A 19673-nucleotide genomic window follows, 5' to 3' on the forward strand; every position below is an offset into this window, starting at 1 on the left:
CATGGCAATCCTGAGTTTTATCATCCAGCTCGCGGGCGCAACGATGTTATTGCTGTTCGCGGTGCGCATGGTCCGTACGGGGATCGAGCGCAGCTATGGGGCATCGTTCCAGCGACTGATGACGTCTGGGCAAAGCCCGCTGCAATCTTCGGCGGCAGGCGTGGGGTTGGCAATTGTGTTGCAAAGCTCGGCGGCGGTGGCCCTACTCGCGTCAGGGTTTGTTGCCAGTGGATTCATGAACTTTCCAACCGCTCTTGCGGTGGTGCTGGGTGGAGACTTGGGATCAGCTTTGGTGATCCAAATTCTGTCATTTCGCTTGGACTGGCTGGTGCCCGTCTTGCTGGCGATAGGCGGTTACCTATTTGTGAAGGTCGAAAATCGCAAATGGCGGCAGGCAGGGCGGATCTTTATGGGGATCGCCTTTATCCTGATCTCGTTGCGATTCCTGCGCGAGGCAATGGACCCAATCCGTGACAGTGCATTCTTGCCTGCCATCGCCGAATATCTGGCACGCGATTATATCACGGCGTTTTTGGTTGGCGCTGCGCTGGCTTTTGTTATGCATTCAAGTGTGGCCGCCATTTTGATGTGCGTCACCTTGGTGCAGATCAATGCCATTCCATTTGCCGCCGGCCTGTCATTGGTGTTGGGGGCCAATCTGGGGTCGGCGTTTATTCCTGTTTGGCTGACCAGAGGCATGGAATCCTGTGCTCGTCGAATTCCCTATGCCAATCTGGCATTGCGCGGCGTTTGGGCGGTATTTGCTTTGTTTAGTGTCAATTTACTGTTGCGCTCGGGGGCAATCAGTATTCCTGAAAGTGGCCAGATGCTGGTGATGGCACACATAGCATTCAACGCTGCACTGGTTGTTCTGGCGATGCCGTTTGGCAAAGCACTTGAGGGGCTGTTCAAAACGCTGTTGCCGGATCATGCTAATCTGCCGGGCAATGATCCTCTGGCTGCGCGTCCTGTGTCAGCGCTTGATGTTGACGATATTGGGACACCGGCGCAGGCGATTTCCAGTCTTAAGAAAGAATTGCTGCGTATGTCTGATTTGGTGGATGCAATGTTCCGGCCCGTTCTGGACCTCTATAAGGTCAAAGACCCAGACAAAGCCCGGGCCATTCAAAGCATGGACCTTGAAGTTAATGAATGTCTGTCCGGCATTCGTGAATTTGTGGCTGCGATCCCCACCGAGGAATTTGGCAAAGAAAACGCCAAAGTTGTTCGTGACCTGATGGAATATGCCATTCGGTTGGAGACGGCGGGCGATGTCGTGGCCAAACGCCTGACGGTGCTGTCCAAGGACCTTCACAAGATTGATGCGCAATTTTCTCGTGAGGGGTGGGCGGAACTGGTACGAATGCATGAAAGCATCATTTCCAATCTCAAACTGGCGTCGAACATCCTTGTTTCGGATGATCTGGAAAGCGCGCGCATTCTGAGCTTAGAGAAGACCGAGCTGAAACGTGCCGAACGTCAAAGCCGCAAGGGCCATCTGAAACGGCTGCAAAACGGGCAAGCGGAAAGCTTTGAAACCAGCGATATTCATCTGGAGACCCTGAGGGCGCTGCGCGAGTTCAACAGTCACATCGCGGCGGTTGCTTACCCGGTGCTTTACCGCAATGGCCAGCTTTTGGAGACTCGCTTGATCGAAGACATGCCAACGCTTGAGAGTGCAGAATAAAGCGCCTTAGCGGTCAGGTGAATTTCCGAAAAAGTTTGGTGTCATCAAACACGCCTTCAAGCGCGTCGGTGCGTTCTTTGACCGATTCCCACGTGGCTTCTTGCACCGATGCGATGGCGCATTCAGCCAATAACAGGAGCGATTGGCAGGAATCCCATGCGGAGGGCACCGCAATGCGGGCACCAAAGCTGTATTGGGCGAAGCGGTGAATGGGGGACCGCCACTGATCCGTAAAAAGGGCCACCTTGGCCCCGCGTTTTTGCGCCATCTGTGCCATGAGCAACGTGTCATTCTGATAGCGCCGGACATCGAAGGTGATCAGAAGATCATCTTCCCTGATGTCCAACAGGTCATGTGCCCAGGCCGAGCTTGCTGGGATCAAGCGGACCTCGGCCCGGATCATCTGCAAGTGCAGGTACAAATACTGCGCAATGGTGTGAGAGATGCGCCCCCCTGCGATGTAGATGCGCCGGTTTGGGTCGGCAATGAGGGCGCAGACGGCGTCAAAAGCCTCGATATCAAGATGTTCCAACGTCGCGCGCTGGTTTTCTTGCGAGGCACGGGAATAGCGGTTGACAATATGTTGTTCGGGTAGCTCATTCTGCCACGCATCGCGTTTTGCAATCGGGTTCGAAATAACCTCGCCCAGCTCTACACGTAGGTTGGCTTGGAAATCGGGAAAGCCCTTGAAGCCCAGCTTGCGCACCATGCGCAACACGGTTGGCGTGGAAACCCCTGCCTTTTCTGCGATCTCGGTCATGCTGCCGAGACCGGAGATTGGATAGTCTCCCAAGATAGACTCGGCCAATTGCAGCTCTGACCGCGTCATCTCTTTGGTGGTGGCTTGTATTTTTTCGGCGATCGACATGCGTTCTCCGGTTTTTTGGCTCCGTATTCTGTACAATACATTACAAAAACAAAAACCGCGATACGATAATTTCAGTAAATTTCTTGACAGGGGTAATATTTTTGGAAAATATTTTACAAATGAAGACTTCGCAGACTGATTCCAGCTTTGGACCCTCTGTCCAAGTTCTGCCCGCTCGTGCGGATGCAGAGGTGCTGGTTGTTTGCGAGCATGCTTCAAATCACGTGCCCGCGTGTTTGAACGACCTCGGGCTAAGTGGCGACGTTTTGCAAAGTCATGTGGCTTGGGACCCGGGGGCATTGGGTGTGGCGCAACATCTGGCATCGGTTTTTAACGGGCCTTTGGTGCAAGGCGAAATCTCGCGGTTGGTGTATGATTGCAACCGCCCGCCTGAAGCGGCTGATGCAATTCCGGCGCGAAGTGAAATCTACGAGATTCTGGGCAATGCAGATCTGACGCCAAAGCAACGGCAGAAACGGGTTGATCGGGTTTATGAGCCATTTCGTGCGGCATTGGCCGATGAAATTGCAACGCGCCGTTCTGCCTTGCGATTGATGGTGACCGTGCACAGTTTTACGCCGGTCTATCGCGGGCAAAAGCGTGATGTTGAGATTGGCATCCTACATGGGAACGATGCGCGATTTGCCGAGGCGATGATGGCAACGCAACCCGGCGGATCCCCCTATCTGACGCTGATGAATGAGCCCTACAGCGCAGCAGACGGCGTGGCGCATACGTTGGACCTGCATGGCACAACAAACGACCTGCCATCTGTGATGCTGGAAATCCGCAATGATTTGATCACGACAGGGACGGAACAAGTGAAAATGTCAAACATGCTTGCCGCTTGGATTGAGCGCGCTTTGCAGCAATTCGATCGAGGATCGCAGGCATGATCGGTGCGATGCTGCGATATGTCCGCGTGGTGGATGCGATCAATCGTAGAATTGGTCGGATCACCATGTATGGGCTGTTTGCCATGATGGCCGTCTTGCTATGGTCGTCTATTTCAAAGACATTTTTTGTGCCGTCGCTCTGGACGTTGGAGATGGCTCAGTTCGGCATGGTGGCCTACTTCATGCTGGGCGGTCCCTATGCGATCCAGATGGGCTCAAACGTGCGAATGGATCTGTTCTATGGCGGCTGGAGCACACGGCGTAAGGCGGCGGTCGATGCCATTACTGTCTTCTTCCTTATCTACTATCTCTACATGCTGTTTTACGGCGGTTTAGGGTCGATGGCCTATTCCTTGGGGTATTGGGGTGATGAGCCTTACTCGTTCTTTGCCGGGCTAGTGACTGGGAGTGAAGAGGTCGGGCGGCTTGAGCGATCTTCGACTGCATGGCGGCCCTATATCTGGCCCGCAAAGTTGATCATGGTCTCCGGTATTTTTCTGATGCTGCTTCAGGCCGTTGCCGAATTTTTCAAAGATGTCGCGCGGCTGTCCGGGCATGAGATTCCAGAGGTACGGGCATGAGCCAAGAACATATTGCGCTGTTTATGTTCGCATCGATGATGCTGATGCTGTTCACCGGTCAGCGTGTTTTTGGTGCCATTGGGGCGATTGCGGCTATTGCCGCCATGGCCCTGTGGGGGACCGGGGGATCGGACATCCCGTTTGCTGCTGCGATGAAGCTGATGAAGTGGTATCCGCTGCTGACCCTGCCGATGTTCATTTTCATGGGCTACGTGCTGTCAGAAAGCCGGTTGGCCGATGACCTGTATCGTATGTTCCATATTTGGTTCGGCAATGTGAACGGGGGGCTCGCCATGGGCACCATCGGCTTGATGGTGCTGATCTCGGCGATGAACGGTTTGAGCGTTGCGGGCATGGCCATCGGGGCAACGATTGCGCTACCTGAACTGCTGCGCAGAAATTATGACAAACGCATGGTCACGGGAGTGATTCAAGCGGGATCGAGCCTTGGCATTCTGGTCCCGCCGTCGGTAGTGCTGGTGCTTTATGCGATGATCGCGCGGCAACCTGTAGGCCAGTTGTGGTTGGCTGGCGTTTTGCCGGGGCTGATGATGGCGGGGATGTTCGTTCTATACATCTGGATCCGTTGCCGCATTCAGCCAGAGCTGGGTCCAGCCTTGCCTGACGCGGGCAACGTGCCACGCGCCGAAAAGATCAGGCTGCTTGGAGCGGGTCTTTTACCGCTGCTGATCTTTGCCGCGATGATGGTGCCATTTGTAAATGGCTGGACATCTTTGGTCGAAAGCTCGGCCATCGGCGCGCTGACGGCATTTTTTGCCGCCGTTTTGAAGCGCCGGATGACGTGGAATGTGTTCGAAACCTCGGTTCGCCAAACATTGGGCATCACCTGCATGTTCATGTGGATCATTTTGGCGGCGCTTGGTTTTGGCGCGGTGTTCGATGGGTTGGGCGCGGTGAGCGCGATTGAAAACCTGTTCACCGAGCAATTGGGCCTGAGCCCGATCATGATCCTCATTCTGATGCAGCTCAGCTTTATCGTGATGGGCACGTTTCTGGATGACACGGCGATGTTGGTCATTGTGGCACCCCTCTACGTGCCCTTGGTTGGCGCGCTGGGTTTTGATCTGATCTGGTACGGCGTGCTATATACGATCACCACGCAGATCGCTTATATGACGCCGCCGTTCGGTTACAATCTGTTCCTGATGCGCGCCATGGCCCCGCCTGAAATTTCGCTGCGCGACATCTATGTTTCGATCATTCCATTTGTCGGGGTGATGGTACTGGCGCTGACGCTGATCATGATTTTCCCGCAGATTGCGCTGTGGCTGCCAGAATATGTTTATCAGAAATAACCAAAAAAGAGTTTCGACTAAGGGACCTGAACATTCAAACAAGGAGAATAGGACCATGACGACAACAAGACGTAAGTTTCTGACCAGCGCTGCAATGGGCGCGGCGGCGGCACCGCTGGCAACACCTGCACTGGCGCAAAGTACGATCACCTGGCGGATGCAGACTTATGCGGGCCCAGCTTTGGGTGAGCATGTGATCAAGCCTGCGATTGATATGTTCAACAAGATCGCTGGCGACCGGATGCAGATCGAACTGTTCTATGCCGACCAGCTCGTCCCTACAGGTGAGTTGTTCCGTGCAATGCAGAAGGGTACAATCGATGCGGTCCAGTCGGATGATGACTCGATGGCGTCACCAACCGAAGTGACTGTGTTCGGCGGTTACTTCCCGTTTGCCTCGCGCTACAGCCTGGATGTGCCTGTGCTGTTCAACCAGTACGGCCTGAATGAGATTTGGGATTCAGAGTATTCTGCAGTTGGTGTGAAACACATCAGTGCCGGCGCCTGGGACCCGTGCCACTTTGCGACCAAAGACCCGATCAACTCGCTTGAGGACATGAAGGGTAAACGGATCTTTACCTTCCCAACCGCGGGTCGGTTCCTGACGCAGTTCGGTGTTGTGCCAGTGACACTGCCTTGGGAAGATATTGAAGTTGCGGTGCAAACCGGTGAACTGGATGGCATCGCATGGTCGGGTATTACCGAAGACTACACTGTTGGCTGGGCCGATGTGACCAACTATTTCCTAACCAACAACGTATCTGGTGCATGGGCCGGTTCGTTCTTTGCCAACATGGATCGCTGGAATGAATTGCCTGAGGACCTGCAAACCCTGTTTAAGGTTTGTTGCGATCAATCGCACTATTATCGCCAGTGGTGGTACTGGGGCGGCGAAGCCCGCCTGCGGGTTCACGGTGATAAGATGCAACTGACCACCATTCCAGATGAAGAATGGGCACAGGTAGAGCAAGCTGCAACGGTCTTCTGGGATGAGATTGCAGCAGAGTCCGAGACCAAGGCGAAGGTCGTTGAAATCTTCAAACAGTACAACACTGACATGCAAAAGGCCGGACGTCCGTATCGCTACGGCTAAGCTGTGAAAGCGGTAAAAACGCGGGGCGGCATGGTCGCCCCGCACCTATGACAGGGGAAAAGTGAATGACATTTGATGAATTGAAACAGGCGGTTGCCGCTGGTGAGGTTGATACTGTTCTGGTCTGCTTTGTCGACATGCAAGGCCGGTTGATGGGCAAGCGGTTCCATGCGGGTCACTTCATCAATGGCGCCTATGAGGAAACCCATTGCTGCAACTATCTGCTGGCAACGGACCTGATGATGGCCACGCCGGATGGGTACGAAAGCACCTCGTGGGAACGGGGCTATGGCGACTATGTCATGAAGCCCGACCTAACGACCATACGCCCCATGCCATGGCTGGAGGGCACGGTCATGGTGTTGTGTGATGTGCTGGACCACCATACGCATGAAGAGGTGCCACATAGCCCTCGTTCGATCCTGAAAAAACAAATCAAGCGGATTGAAGCAATGGGCTTTGACGCCAAGATGGCGACGGAACTGGAGTTCTTTGTCTTTGCTAAAAGCTTTGACGAAATTCGTCGCGGTGGATTTCGTGATTTAGAGCCTATTTCAGGCTATAACGAAGATTATCATATCCTGCAGACCAGCCGCGAAGAGCATATCATGCGCCCCATTCGCAATCATCTGTGGAATGCGGGCATCCCGATTGAGAATTCCAAAGGTGAAGCGGAAACTGGTCAGGAAGAGGTCAACATTAAATATGATGCCGCCCTGAACACCGCCGACTATCACACGATCGCCAAACACGCGATCAAAGAGATCGCCTGGCAGCAGGGGCATGCGGTGACATTTCTGCCGAAGTGGCATCAAGACAAGGTTGGCAGCTCCAGCCACGTGCACCAATCGCTGTGGAAAGATGGAAAGCCCGCGTTTTTTGATCCTGATGACAAGTTGGGCATGTCGGCACTGATGAAAAACTACATGGCGGGGATGCTGAAGTATGCGCCTGACTACACCTATTTCATGGCACCCTATATCAACAGTTATAAACGTTTCATGAAAGGCACATTTGCCCCAACTCGGATCATCTGGTCAGTAGATAACCGGACTGCCGGTTTCCGTTTGTGCGGCGATGGGACCAAGGCGATCCGCGCCGAATGCCGTATCCCAGGCTCAGATATGAACCCATACCTCGCGATGGCGGGGATGCTTGCCGCCGGGATTGCGGGGATTGAGGAAGGGTTGGAGTTACAGGAGCCTTCTGTGGGCGATGTGTATCAAGGGGATACCGGCATGATCCCGGGCAATCTGCAGTCGGCACGGGATATTCTGCATGGATCAAAAATGCTGCGGGCGGCGTTTGGTGATGATGTGGTCAATCACTACACCCGCGCGGCCGAAGTTGAGATCGAAGAGTTTGAGCGCGTTGTGACCGATTACGAGGTTTCGCGCGGGTTTGAATTGGCCTGATGGCCTTGAAAATCGAAGGATAGATGGCATGAGCCAGACATTGAAATGCATCACGCCGATTGACGGGTCGGTCTATGCCGAGCGTGAAACCCTATCGCGTGAGGCTGCTTTAGCGGTTACCTCAAGCGCGCGGCAGGCGCAGATAGATTGGGCCGCACGCCCATTGCAAGAGCGGATTGATCTGGTAATGGCGGGTGTCGCCGCCGTGGGCGCGATGAATGATGAGATTGTGCCGGAACTGGCCCATATGATGGGGCGGCCGGTGCGTTATGGCGGAGAATTTGGCGGCTTCAACGAGCGCGCCAGCCATATGGCGCAGATCGCGGAAACCTCTTTGGCCGATATCGAGGTGGGTGAAGACGAAACCTTCAAACGTTATATCAAGCGCATCCCGCATGGGGTGGTCTTTGTCGTCGCGCCTTGGAATTACCCATACATGACGGCGATTAACACCGTGGCCCCGGCTTTGATTGCGGGCAACGCGGTTGTCCTGAAACATGCGACGCAAACCTTATTGGTGGGCGAGCGGATGGCAAAGGCTTTCCACTCTGCAGGTGTTCCGGAAGATGTGTTTCAAAACGTGTTCCTTTCCCATGACGTGACCAATGACTTGATCGCCGGGCGCGCGTTTGACTTTGTGAACTTCACTGGCTCTGTCGGTGGTGGGCAGGCGATGGAACGTGCGGCGGCAGGAACCTTTACCGGCGTTGGTACTGAACTGGGCGGCAAAGATCCCGGCTATGTCATGGAGGATGCCGATCTGGACGCGGCAGTCGATACGCTGATCGATGGTGCGATGTTCAATTCCGGGCAGTGTTGCTGCGGGATCGAGCGGATCTATGTGCACGAAAGCCTGTATGACGCATTCGTAGATAAGGCCGTTGCCATCGTGAGCGGCTATAAACTGGGCAATCCGCTGGATCCGGACACGTCCATTGGACCCATGGCCAATGTGCGCTTTGCCGATGAAGTACGGGCGCAGGTTTCGGAGGCGCTGGCAGATGGGGCCGTGGCCCAAATTGCGCCGATGGAGGGCGATGATGGTGGGGCGTATCTGACACCGCAGATTCTTACAGGCGTGACCCATGACATGCGGGTGATGCGCGATGAAAGCTTTGGTCCGGTGGTGGGCATCATGAAGGTGTCCTCGGATGACGAGGCAATTGCGCTAATGAACGACAGCAACTTTGGTCTGACTGCGAGCCTGTGGACGCGGGATCTAGAACGCGCCGCATCCGTTGGCGACCGGGTTGAGACCGGCACAGTGTTCATGAACCGCGCCGACTATCTTGATCCCGGCTTGTGCTGGACTGGCTGCAAAGATACCGGTCGGGGTGGCGGCCTATCCGAGATCGGCTACCACAACCTGACCCGTCCAAAGTCCTATCATTTGAAAAAGGTGACATCATGAGCCTAACCGAAAACTGGTCTTACCCGACCGCGATCAAATTCGGCCCTGGCCGGATCAAGGAACTGCCCGAGGCCTGCGCACAGGCGGGGATGAAAAAACCACTGCTGGTCACTGATAAGGGGCTGGCAGGATTGCCAATCACGACTGAGACGCTGGATATCATGGAATCCGCCGGTCTGGGCCGCGGCCTGTTTAGTGATGTTGACCCAAACCCGAATGAATTGAACCTTGCCGCGGGTGTTGCGGCCTTCAACGAAGGCGGTCATGACGGCGTGATCGCCTTTGGCGGTGGCTCTGGCCTCGATCTGGGGAAGATGGTGGCCTTCATGGCCGGGCAGACCCGCCCGGTATGGGACTTTGAGGATGTTGGGGATTGGTGGACTCGGGCCAATGCCGATGTGATTGCGCCCATCATCGCGGTGCCAACAACGGCGGGCACCGGGTCTGAGGTGGGGCGCGCCAGCGTTATCACCAATTCAGTCACCCATGTGAAAAAGATCATCTTCCATCCCAAGGTGCTACCGGCGGTGGTGATCTGCGACCCGGAATTGACGGTTGGAATGCCTAAGTTCATCACGGCTGGTACAGGTTTGGATGCCTTTGCACATTGTGTCGAGGCTTTCAGCAGCCCGCATTACCACCCGATGAGCCAGGGTATCGCACTGGAAGGCATGCGTTTGGTCAAGGAATACCTGCCACGCGCCTACAATGATGGCGGCGATATCGAAGCGCGTGCCCAAATGATGTCGGCCGCGGCGATGGGAGCGACGGCCTTCCAAAAGGGGCTGGGCGCCATTCATGCCATGAGTCACCCGATAGGCGCGGTGTTCAACACCCACCACGGCACCACCAATGCGGTCTGTATGCCAACAGTTTTGGCTTTCAACGCTCCGGCGATTGCGCAAAGATTCGACACTGTTTCAGCCTATATTGGCATCAAAGGCGGGTTCGACGGTTTCCGCGCCTTTGTGCAGGAGTTCAACGACAGCCTTGGCATTCCGCGACATTTGGCCGAGCTTGGTGTGACGGCTGATGCCATTCCCGAACTGGCCAAAGAGGCGGTGCAGGACCCAAGCTGTGGCGGCAACCCGATTGAACTGACGGTGGATAACCTGACCAACTTGTTCCAAACCGCACTCTAAAATCTAAACGGGACAGGCCAACGCATCCCGCGTGGGCCTGTTCAAACTGACGATTAACGTTTAGTGAGTTTCCAAGCCTGTTCGCGGGCAGGACAGATACCCTTCAAACCGCCGGCGACATCCTCATCTGTGAGCAATGACATTTCGTAGTTTTGCTCATATAGGCGCGTGATTTCGGCCTGAGGGACGGAAAACGGTGGCCCAGCCATAACATTCTGATCATATTCAAAAGAGATCAGAAGCTGCGGCGCCATCTGGGTGATCTCGGCCAGATGTTGCGCATAACGGTTACGCATGTCTTCGGGCAAAGCGACAAGCGCTGCGCGGTCGAACACGACATCCACCGAGCTGAGCAGATCTATGGTCACATCAAAGATATCACCGACGAAGACATTAATCTGACGGGCTGAATAGCTTTTCAACGACCCATGTTCCGTGATTTCAGGTGTGACACCGGCATTTTCAAAAAGCTGTTTAACAGCGATTTCGCTCAGTTCTGCCCCAACAACGTTGTATCCCTGAGTGCGGAGCCAACCAATGTCGAGTGTTTTGCCGCAAAGAGGCAGAAAGATGCGCGCACCAGAATCTTCAACGACTTGTGGCAGATACTTTACCAGCATCGGGTGTGCTTGATCTTGATGCCAGCCTAGATGGTTGTTTTCCCACCGTTCGAGCCAGAAGTTTGGATCCATGTTGATGTCTTTCCGTTTGGATTTTGATGATGATTCTGGGACACTACCACTTCAAGTCAACTTGAGGTCAAGACAGGTATGATTCAAGATATCGATATTGGAGTAGTCGCAAAACGATCTGGATTTTCAGCATCGACTCTGCGGTATTACGAGGAAATCGGCCTGATTAGATCCATCGGGCGCAGCGGGTTGCGACGGATGTTTGATCCGGATGTGTTGAACCGGCTTGCTCTGATCGCACTGGGGCGGCGTGCTGGCTTTACCCTATCAGAGATTGCAGCAATGTTTCGTCCAGATGGGACGAAAATCGATCGTGATCAACTTCGCGCCAAAGCTGAGGAGCTTGACCTGAAGATCAAGCAACTGACAGCCATCCGAGATGGATTGTCTCATGCAGCGCGATGCCCGGCACCAAGTCACCTGGAGTGCGAAACTTTCCAAAAACTTCTGACCCTTGCGGCGAAGGATCAGAAAAGGAAAAAGTGATAATCTTTAGTTATCAAAATCGTAAGTAATCACAATTTTATCATATCAAACCGATCTGCTATTCCTGTCTTGCAAGTCGTGCACGGATGTGCACGCATTCAAATGCATATTTTATTCAAGAGTCGGCGCCACAGACGCAGGCCTCAGAACATCGTCTGGGCCATATGGCCCCGGCTTCCACTGCAGCCAACTAGGAGAGCAACATGGACGGAAACAACGTAGGCAAATGCCCGGTCATGCACACCGCCCCCGGCGGAACAACCAACAAGGATTGGTGGCCGAACCAGCTGAACCTGAAAATCCTGCATCAGCATTCATCAAAGTCTGATCCGATGGGTCAGGACTTTGACTATGCGGAAGAATTCAAGAAACTTGATCTAGAGGCTGTGAAAAAAGACCTGACGGCGATCATGACCGACAGTCAGGATTGGTGGCCAGCGGACTATGGTCACTATGGACCTCTATTCGTGCGGATGGCGTGGCACAGTGCAGGCACGTACCGCACAGCGGATGGCCGCGGTGGCGGCAACACGGGTAACCAGCGCTTTGCGCCTGTAAATAGCTGGCCGGATAACGGCAACCTTGATAAGGCGCGTCGCCTGCTGTGGCCGGTCAAGCAAAAGTACGGCAACTCGCTGTCTTGGGCAGACCTGATGATTCTGGCGGGCAACGTTGCAATGGAATCGATGGGTTTCAAAACCTTTGGCTTTGCCGGTGGCCGTGCAGATATTTGGGAGCCCGAGGAAGATATCTATTGGGGCACCGAACAAGTCTGGCTCGATGACAACCGCTATTCCGGCGATCGCGAGCTGGAAAACCCGCTGGCAGCTGTGCAAATGGGCCTCATTTATGTGAACCCAGAGGGGCCAAACGGGAATCCTGACCCGGTGGCCTCAGGTTTTGATGTGCGCGATACGTTCAGCCGCATGGGTATGACCAACGAGGAAACCGTGGCACTGGTTGCAGGTGGCCACACCTTTGGTAAGGCGCACGGTGCAGGTGACCCTGAACTGGTCGGCGCAGAGCCCGAAGGTGGCGCCATTGAACAGATGGGCTTTGGCTGGAAGAATGAGTTGGGCTGCGGCATGGCGGGTGATACCACAACGTCGGGCTTTGAAGGCGCTTGGAAACCAAACCCAACTAAATGGGACCACGGCTATTTCAAGACGCTGTTCGGCTACGAGTGGGAACTGGTCAAAAGCCCGGCTGGCGCACATCAATGGCTGGCCAAAGACGTGGCCGAAGAGGACATGGTTGAAGACGCGCATGATCCGTCGATCAAGCACCGCCCTTTCATGACCACGGCGGATATGTCGTTGCGGATGGATCCAGAATTAGAGCCTATATCGCGCCATTTCTATGAAAATCCGGAAGAATTTGCCGATGCCTATGCCCGCGCATGGTTCAAGCTAACGCACCGGGATATGGGGCCAAAAACGCGCTATCTGGGGTCTGAGGTACCTGCAGAAGATCTGATCTGGCAGGACAACGTGCCAGCAGTTGATCATGCGCTGATCAGTGATGCGGATTCGACGGATCTGAAAGCCAAGATCATGGCCTCCGGCCTGTCGATCTCGGAGCTGGTATCTACCGCTTGGGCTTCGGCTTCGACATTCCGCGGATCTGACTATCGCGGTGGTGCCAATGGCGCGCGCGTCCGTTTGGCCCCGCAAAAGGATTGGGACGTGAACCAACCTGAGCAACTGACCAAAGTGCTGGGCGTGCTTGAGGGTATCAAAGATGCATCAACCAAGTCGGTTTCATTGGCGGATCTGATCGTTCTTGGCGGTAACGCCGCTGTGGAACAGGCCGCGATGAATGCGGGTCACGATGTTTCTGTGCCATTCGCACCGGGTCGCGCGGATGCCTCGCAAGAGCAAACCGATGTGGATAGCTTTGCGGTTCTGGAGCCGGTTGCCGATGGTTTCCGAAACTACCTGAAAGGTCACTACAGCGTGTCAGCTGAGGCGCTCATGGTCGATAAGGCCCAGTTACTGACCCTGACCGCGCCAGAAATGACCGCACTGGTTGGCGGCATGCGTGTGCTTGATACCAACGCTGATGGGTCCAAGCATGGTGTCTTCACCGACAAGGCCGATACGCTGAGCAATGACTTCTTTGTCAATGTGCTGGACATGTCGACGGCGTGGAAATCCACAGATGATTCCGAGAACTTCTTTGAAGGACGTGATCGTGCCTCGGGCGACGTCAAATGGACCGCAACCCGCGCTGACCTGGTCTTTGGGTCAAACTCGCAACTGCGGGCAATTTCCGAAGTCTATGGTCAGGCCGATGGTGCAGGTCGCTTTGTAAAAGACTTTGTTGCAGCCTGGGCCAAGGTGATGAACGCAGATCGCTTTGATTTGGCATAAGTTCAGCTAAAATAGACGCAGAAGATTCTGCGCCTGTTTTATTTTCGGAACGGAAAAGGGCGCCAAATGGCGCCCTTTGAAAAATGTAGTTAAGTTACAATTTAACTTTTCAAGCGTTTGTCACGCGCGGCCAGCAGTTTGAGACGCAATGCGTTCAGCTGAATGAAGCCTGCGGCGTCTTTTTGGTCATAGGCACCGGCGTCGTCCTCAAATGTGACGTGTGCCTCGGAATAGAGTGAGTGATCCGACCAGCGGCCAACAGTCGAAACCGATCCCTTGTAAAGTTTTAGGCGCACAAAGCCAGTGACGTGGGTTTGTGACGCGTCGATCGCGGCTTGCAGCATCTCACGCTCAGGGCTGTACCAGAAGCCGTTGTAGATCAGCTCGGCATATTGCGGCATCAACTGGTCTTTTAGGTGCATGGCACCGCGGTCCATGGTGATGGATTCAATACCACGATGGGCTTCGAGCAGTATGGTGCCGCCGGGGGTCTCGTAGATCCCACGTGACTTCATGCCCACGAAACGGCCCTCGACCAAATCGAGGCGGCCAATGCCGTGCTTGCCACCGTATTCGTTCAACTTGGTTAGGATGGTGGCCGGGCTCATCGCCTCGCCATTGATGCTGACAGCGTCGCCCTTTTCAAAGCCGATCTCGATGAACTCTGGCGTGTCAGGCGCATCTTCGGGGTGAACGGTCCGTTGATAGACATAGTCCGGTGCCATATCGGCGGGGTCTTCCAGAACTTTGCCCTCAGATGAGGTGTGCAGAAGGTTGGCATCGACCGAGAACGGCGCTTCGCCGCGTTTGTCTTTGGCAATCGGGATTTGGTTTTGCTCAGCAAAGTCCAACAGCTTGGTCCGGCTGCTCAGATCCCATTCACGCCACGGGGCAATAACTTTGATGTCAGGGTTCAGGGCATAGGCCGCCAGTTCAAACCGAACCTGATCGTTACCTTTGCCGGTGGCACCATGGGCCACGGCATCGGCACCGGTTTGTTCGGCGATCTCAACCAGACGTTTGGAAATCAGGGGGCGCGCAATGGAGGTGCCCAGAAGATACAGCCCCTCGTACACCGCATTGGCACGGAACATGGGGAAGACGAAGTCGCGCACAAACTCTTCTCGGACATCTTCGATGAAGATATTTTCTGGTTTGATTCCAAGAAGCTCGGCCTTTTTGCGGGCCGGATCCAGCTCTTCACCCTGACCCAGATCGGCGGTGAAGGTCACCACCTCGCAACCATATTCGGTTTGCAGCCACTTCAGGATGATCGAGGTATCAAGCCCACCGGAATAAGCCAGAACAACTTTCTTAGGCGCAGACATCGGTTTTCCCCCTTATTTCAATACGTCCGCGCGCTTATCGGGTTTTGCAGCGCAGGGCAAGCGATTGCGCTTTTCTCGCCCTTATTTACAGCGTAGGGGTGAGCAGATCGATTGTGATTGAGGGTATTATGCAGGGTTTCAAAATTGTCATGCACGCGTTCCGGATGGTTTGGAACAACCTGAAAGAAGCGCTTCAGATCAGTCTGATACCACTATTAATCGTGGGCGCCGTGGCTTATGTTTTACTGCCGTCTTTTGATCTTGATGTTTCTGATCCAGAGGCCGTTGCACAAGCGTTGCAACCATTGTTGTTGGTTTGGTTGGCATGGATTATTGTGACCACATGGATTTTTGTCTCGTGGCATCGCTATGTATTGCTTGAGGAATATCCAACCGGCTGGATGCCAGCGCTGCATCTCTCTCAGATACTTTCGTATCTGGGACATGGGCTAATGATTGGCCTTGTTGCGGGTCTGGCGTTGGTGCCGGGCGCAGTATTTGCCGCTGCATCACCGACTTTGGGAAGTATCTTCCTATTCATCGGAGTGATCGGGGCGATTTTGATCTTTTATCGCTTGGTGCCAATGCTACCGGCTGCCGCAATTGGCCGCCGAATGAAATTCGCCGAAGTCTGGGCTGCGACCGAAGGCGCGAACGGAACGATTGTTACGATCATTCTGATCCTGATCGTGATCCAATCTATCTTGCAGTTGGCGTTTGGAACGCTTGCGGCGATTGCTCCGATGCTCGAAGTGATTGCCAGTATGGGGTTCACATTCTTTCTGGGATTGGTGAACGTGAGCATCCTGACCACGTTCTATGGCCATTACGTCGAAGGCCGCAGTATTGATTGAATGGGTCGTTCAAGGGCTTGCCTTTCAGGTTAGGATAGACCACTCAATCGCCCATGACTGATTTTCAAACCCTTGCCCGTCTCGCAGCCAGCGAAATGCGTGCCGTTTTTAATGAAACGCCACTACAGCGCAACGCCCATCTTTCCAATCTTTATGGCGCTGAGATCTATCTGAAGCGCGAGGACCTGTCACCGGTGCGGTCGTACAAATTGCGCGGCGCATTCAACGCGATGCGCAAGGTGTTGGAGGGTGATGAATCGATCAAGAATTTCGTCTGCGCAAGTGCGGGTAACCATGCGCAGGGCGTGGCCTATATGTGTCACCATTTTGGGGTGAAAGGCACGATCTTCATGCCAGTGACGACGCCGCAGCAAAAGATCGGCAAGACTGAGAGCTTTGGTGGAGACAATGTCACCATCCGTTTGGTTGGTGACTATTTTGATGACACTTTGAATGCCGCTCAGGCCTATTGCCATGGGGTTGGAGGGTATTTTCTATCTCCCTTTGACGATGAGGATGTGATCGAAGGGCAGGCTTCAGTCGCGGCCGAGGTCGAACAGCAGCTTGGCGAAACCCCAGATCGTATTATCATGCCGGTCGGCGGGGGCGGTCTGGCTTCTGGTGTGACCAGCTACTTTGGGGACGCCTGCGCGTTTACCTTGGTTGAGCCCGAAGGTGGTGCGTGTTTGAAGGCGGCGCTCGAGGCGGGCAAACCTGTTCGTCTGGAACATGTTGATAACTTCGCTGACGGAGCAGCTGTTGCCCAGATCGGGGATAAAACCTTTGCCCGACTGCAACGCTTTACCCCTTCGCATGTGCTGGCGATCAACGAAGACCGGTTGTGCGTGACAATGATGGAGTTTCTGAATGTCGAAGGCATCGTGCTTGAGCCTGCGGGTGCTCTGGCATTGGATGCTTTGAAAGATGTAGCCGAGGATATTCGGGGCAAAACCGTTGTTTGCGTGACCTCGGGTGGGAATTTTGATTTTGTGCGGTTTGCCGAAGTCAAAGAACGGGCTAGCCGCTCGTCTGGGTTAAAGAAATATTTCATCTTACGCATGCCGCAACGCCCCGGCGCTTTGAAAGAGTTCCTGCAAATTCTGGGACCCGAGGATGACATTGCCAGATTTGAATATCTGAAAAAATCTGCGCGCAATTTTGGCTCGGTTCTGATCGGAGTTGAGACAAAACATGCCGAAAGTTTTGAACGTCTTCAGAATGATTTAAAACAGGCAGGATTCGATTTTCACGACATCACGGATGATGAACTTTTGTCAGAGTTTTTGGTATAAACTGTCAAACAGATTAAGCGGTTAACCTGTTCTCGAGTCCGCTGAGAAAAGCGGATTTCGAGGCGAAATAACTGCCCAAAACCTGCTCAGGGTCTATCGCTTTGCTGTTTCCTTTATCGGCGGCGTCTTCGCCGTGTTGGCACAAGTTTGCAAAATCAGCGAATCCAAGATTCAAAGCACTACCTTTCAGGAAATGGAGCATTTCGCCAAGTTCAACACAGGTTTCAAGTGTTGTCAGTTTTGTAATTTCCGTCTCAACCTCATCCAGAAACAAGCTGACAATTTCACCGAAATCCTCTTCGCCAATTTCATATCGCAATTCAATTACCCGGTTCCAATCAATCATCACACAGCCTCTTTTGAGCTGAACATTCGCTTTGCTTGATTAAGAATTTCTGAACATCACATGGAAAATCAGGCAAATTTTAGCATTCACACCCTCTTAAGTGTCTCCGCTTAAACTCAGATGCTGATGTGAGAGGGTGTTTGTGTGGTTTGTCAGGTTTTTATTGGTGAAAAGGTGCCGGAACGTACCGCAATTCGTAGGGTTTTGGTCGTTGATGATAGCCGTTTGCAGCGGCGTATTCTGGCGGCGTCACTCAAAAAATTTGGCTATGACATTTCCGAAGCTGGAACAGGTGCGGAAGCGTTAGAGCTTTGCAAAGCCATGTCCCCTGATCTGATCATCAGTGACTGGATCATGCCGGGTATGAACGGTTTGGAATTTTGCCGGGAATTTCGTCGCTTACCCCGCGAAGCCTACGGATACTTCATTCTGTTAACCTCTAAGAGTGACAAGTCGGATATCGCGAGCGGTTTAGATGCTGGTGCTGATGATTTTCTCACCAAGCCAGTCAATTCAGATGAATTGCGCGCCAGGATCGCTGCCGGGGATCGTATTTTGCGAATGGAGCGGGAATTGAACGAGAAAAACCGCCTGATCCAATCAACGCTGGAGGAATTGCAGAGCGTTTATGACGCGCTTGATAAAGACCTGCAGGAAGCGCGACACTTGCAGCAATCTCTGGTGTCTGAGCGATATCGTGATTTGGGTCCGGCGGAGGTGTCGCTCATCTTGCGTTCCAGCGGCCACGTTGGTGGTGATCTGGTTGGTACCTATCCGATCAATGGCCAACGGATTGGGCTATATGGCATTGATGTCTCGGGCCACGGGATCAGTTCGGCTTTGATGACGGCCCGTTTGGCGGGTTATCTTTCACCGTCGCACGAACAAAACATCGCAATGAGAAAAACAGACACCGGATTGTTTGTACCCCGCCCGCCAAGTGAAACAATTTCGGATCTAAACCAGCTCATTTTGAATGAACTGGAAACAGAGCATTACTTTACGCTGTTGCTGGCAGATGTGGATCTGAGTTCCGGTCATGTTGTGTTTGCTCAAGCGGGGCATCCCTGCCCGGCGCTGCAAAAAGCGAATGGGCAGGTCGAGATGAAAGGGTCAGGCGGGTTGCCGGTTGGCCTTATCGATGGCGCGAACTACGAGGATACAGAGTTTACCATGTCGGCAGGGGATCGATTGATGATCCATTCCGATGGGGTAACGGAATGTGCCGATCCTGAAGGTCGCATTCTGGATGACGGAGGCCTGTCAAAAATCCTTCGGTCATTGCACCAGACCAAGGGTGTATCCTGTCTGGAATCGCTGATTTGGCGGATGTCAGAATATGCAGGGGATCAGAAATTTTCTGACGACGTCTCGGCGATTTTGCTGGAGTTTAAAACCGGGTAACGAAACGGCTAACAAAGTGGCGATCACCGTCATTTCCTAATTCTTGGGCTGCGATGTCGGGCGCAAGCCAGAGTGGGATATGTCCGGGCTCGTGCGGGTCTGACAGGCGGCGGACAGGGTGGGCTGTGTAGATCATGCAGATTTTTTCGGCCCACATGTCATATTCAGGCATATAGACAAAGCGCCGGAATGCACCCAAACGGCGGGGCCGGGCAATGCTCCACCCGGTTTCTTCGAGAACTTCGCGGTGAAGCGCTTCAATGGGCGATTCGCCCTGGTCGATGCCGCCACCGGGCAGTTGCAGCTCGGGTTCAGGTTCTTCTTGCAAAGTCACCAACAGGTTTCCGCCCCGCGGCAAGATAGCATAGACGCCGGGACGCGGTTTATACCGTCTGTTTGGATCAGGTTGTTTCCCAAATCGACGAATCATCAATTGACCCCTTGGTCTGTGGCTTGCCGAACTTATATAGTCGCGATATGCCAAGTTTTG

At 53.8% G+C, this 19673-nt stretch carries 18 protein-coding genes; 13 read left to right on the top strand and 5 right to left on the bottom strand.

The features are described from left to right. Window position 1 precedes the first annotated feature (1 nt). Window positions 2–1687, top strand: a complete 1686-nt coding sequence (locus ROA7450_RS09785) for a Na/Pi cotransporter family protein (RefSeq protein ID WP_085805525.1) — start codon at window positions 2–4, stop codon at window positions 1685–1687. A 13-nt stretch (window positions 1688–1700) separates the two neighbouring features. Here ROA7450_RS09785 and ROA7450_RS09790 read toward each other — a convergent pair whose 3' ends face one another. Continuing rightward, entirely contained in the window at window positions 1701–2555 is an 855-nt protein-coding gene (locus tag ROA7450_RS09790; RefSeq protein ID WP_085805526.1) for a MurR/RpiR family transcriptional regulator, read from the bottom strand. Window positions 2556–2674: 119 nt separating this feature from the next. On the opposite strand from ROA7450_RS09790, the gene ROA7450_RS09795 reads away from it, so the two are divergent. The 7 genes from ROA7450_RS09795 (at window position 2675) to ROA7450_RS09825 (ending at window position 10409) form a co-directional block, all read left to right on the top strand. After that, on the top strand, window positions 2675–3451 hold the full coding sequence (locus tag ROA7450_RS09795) for an N-formylglutamate amidohydrolase (RefSeq protein WP_085805527.1): 777 nt from the start codon (window positions 2675–2677) through the stop codon (window positions 3449–3451). Beyond that, window positions 3448–4032 carry a TRAP transporter small permease subunit gene (locus tag ROA7450_RS09800; RefSeq protein ID WP_085805528.1) on the top strand — a complete coding sequence of 195 codons (585 nt, stop codon included), beginning with the start codon at window positions 3448–3450 and terminating at the stop codon, window positions 4030–4032. The genes ROA7450_RS09795 and ROA7450_RS09800 overlap by 4 nt, the downstream gene beginning before the upstream one ends. Further along, window positions 4029–5348, top strand: a complete 1320-nt coding sequence (locus ROA7450_RS09805) for a TRAP transporter large permease (protein ID WP_085805529.1) — start codon at window positions 4029–4031, stop codon at window positions 5346–5348. The genes ROA7450_RS09800 and ROA7450_RS09805 overlap by 4 nt, the downstream gene beginning before the upstream one ends. 55 nt (window positions 5349–5403) lie before the next feature. Beyond that, window positions 5404–6441 (top strand): TRAP transporter substrate-binding protein, encoded by a 1038-nt coding sequence (locus tag ROA7450_RS09810; RefSeq protein WP_085805530.1) that lies wholly within the window; start codon window positions 5404–5406, stop codon window positions 6439–6441. A 65-nt stretch (window positions 6442–6506) separates the two neighbouring features. Next, window positions 6507–7856: a glutamine synthetase family protein gene (locus ROA7450_RS09815; protein ID WP_085805531.1), complete on the top strand. Its 1350-nt coding sequence runs from the start codon at window positions 6507–6509 to the stop codon at window positions 7854–7856. 28 nt (window positions 7857–7884) lie between these two features. Continuing rightward, window positions 7885–9267: an aldehyde dehydrogenase family protein gene (locus ROA7450_RS09820; RefSeq protein ID WP_085805532.1), complete on the top strand. Its 1383-nt coding sequence runs from the start codon at window positions 7885–7887 to the stop codon at window positions 9265–9267. Further along, entirely contained in the window at window positions 9264–10409 is a 1146-nt protein-coding gene (locus ROA7450_RS09825) for an iron-containing alcohol dehydrogenase (RefSeq protein ID WP_085805533.1), read from the top strand. The genes ROA7450_RS09820 and ROA7450_RS09825 overlap by 4 nt, the downstream gene beginning before the upstream one ends. Before the next feature lie 53 nt (window positions 10410–10462). Here ROA7450_RS09825 and tmpT read toward each other — a convergent pair whose 3' ends face one another. Beyond that, window positions 10463–11101: a thiopurine S-methyltransferase gene (tmpT, locus tag ROA7450_RS09830; RefSeq protein WP_085805534.1), complete on the bottom strand. Its 639-nt coding sequence runs from the start codon at window positions 11099–11101 to the stop codon at window positions 10463–10465. A gap of 78 nt (window positions 11102–11179) precedes the next feature. On the opposite strand from tmpT, the gene ROA7450_RS09835 reads away from it, so the two are divergent. Continuing rightward, a complete protein-coding gene (locus ROA7450_RS09835) occupies window positions 11180–11587 on the top strand; it encodes a helix-turn-helix domain-containing protein (RefSeq protein WP_306372430.1) in 408 nt (135 codons plus the stop codon). 203 nt (window positions 11588–11790) lie between these two features. Further along, a complete protein-coding gene (katG, locus tag ROA7450_RS09840; protein WP_085805535.1) occupies window positions 11791–13959 on the top strand; it encodes a catalase/peroxidase HPI in 2169 nt (722 codons plus the stop codon). A 101-nt stretch (window positions 13960–14060) separates the two neighbouring features. On the opposite strand, the gene ROA7450_RS09845 is transcribed toward katG, so the two are convergent. Then, window positions 14061–15287: an argininosuccinate synthase gene (locus ROA7450_RS09845; protein ID WP_085805536.1), complete on the bottom strand. Its 1227-nt coding sequence runs from the start codon at window positions 15285–15287 to the stop codon at window positions 14061–14063. A 98-nt stretch (window positions 15288–15385) separates the two neighbouring features. Between ROA7450_RS09845 and ROA7450_RS09850 the strand changes: the two genes are divergently transcribed. Beyond that, window positions 15386–16141 carry a hypothetical protein gene (locus tag ROA7450_RS09850; protein ID WP_159454031.1) on the top strand — a complete coding sequence of 252 codons (756 nt, stop codon included), beginning with the start codon at window positions 15386–15388 and terminating at the stop codon, window positions 16139–16141. A gap of 53 nt (window positions 16142–16194) precedes the next feature. Continuing rightward, a complete protein-coding gene (gene ilvA / locus ROA7450_RS09855; protein WP_085805538.1) occupies window positions 16195–17433 on the top strand; it encodes a threonine ammonia-lyase IlvA in 1239 nt (412 codons plus the stop codon). A 13-nt stretch (window positions 17434–17446) separates the two neighbouring features. Here ilvA and ROA7450_RS09860 read toward each other — a convergent pair whose 3' ends face one another. Beyond that, window positions 17447–17779 carry an Hpt domain-containing protein gene (locus ROA7450_RS09860; RefSeq protein ID WP_085805539.1) on the bottom strand — a complete coding sequence of 111 codons (333 nt, stop codon included), beginning with the start codon at window positions 17777–17779 and terminating at the stop codon, window positions 17447–17449. 174 nt (window positions 17780–17953) lie between these two features. Between ROA7450_RS09860 and ROA7450_RS09865 the strand changes: the two genes are divergently transcribed. Next, window positions 17954–19183, top strand: coding sequence for a PP2C family protein-serine/threonine phosphatase (locus ROA7450_RS09865; protein WP_234999484.1), 1230 nt, complete (start codon window positions 17954–17956; stop codon window positions 19181–19183). Here the strand turns inward: ROA7450_RS09865 and ROA7450_RS09870 are convergent. Beyond that, window positions 19170–19613 (bottom strand): NUDIX hydrolase, encoded by a 444-nt coding sequence (locus tag ROA7450_RS09870; RefSeq protein ID WP_085805540.1) that lies wholly within the window; start codon window positions 19611–19613, stop codon window positions 19170–19172. The two genes, ROA7450_RS09865 and ROA7450_RS09870, sit on opposite strands and share 14 nt — an antisense overlap. Between the last annotated feature and the right edge of the window lie 60 nt (window positions 19614–19673).

It is taken from the genome of Roseovarius albus (assembly GCF_900172335.1).
In the GTDB taxonomy this organism is placed as follows: Bacteria; Pseudomonadota; Alphaproteobacteria; order Rhodobacterales; family Rhodobacteraceae; genus Roseovarius; species Roseovarius albus.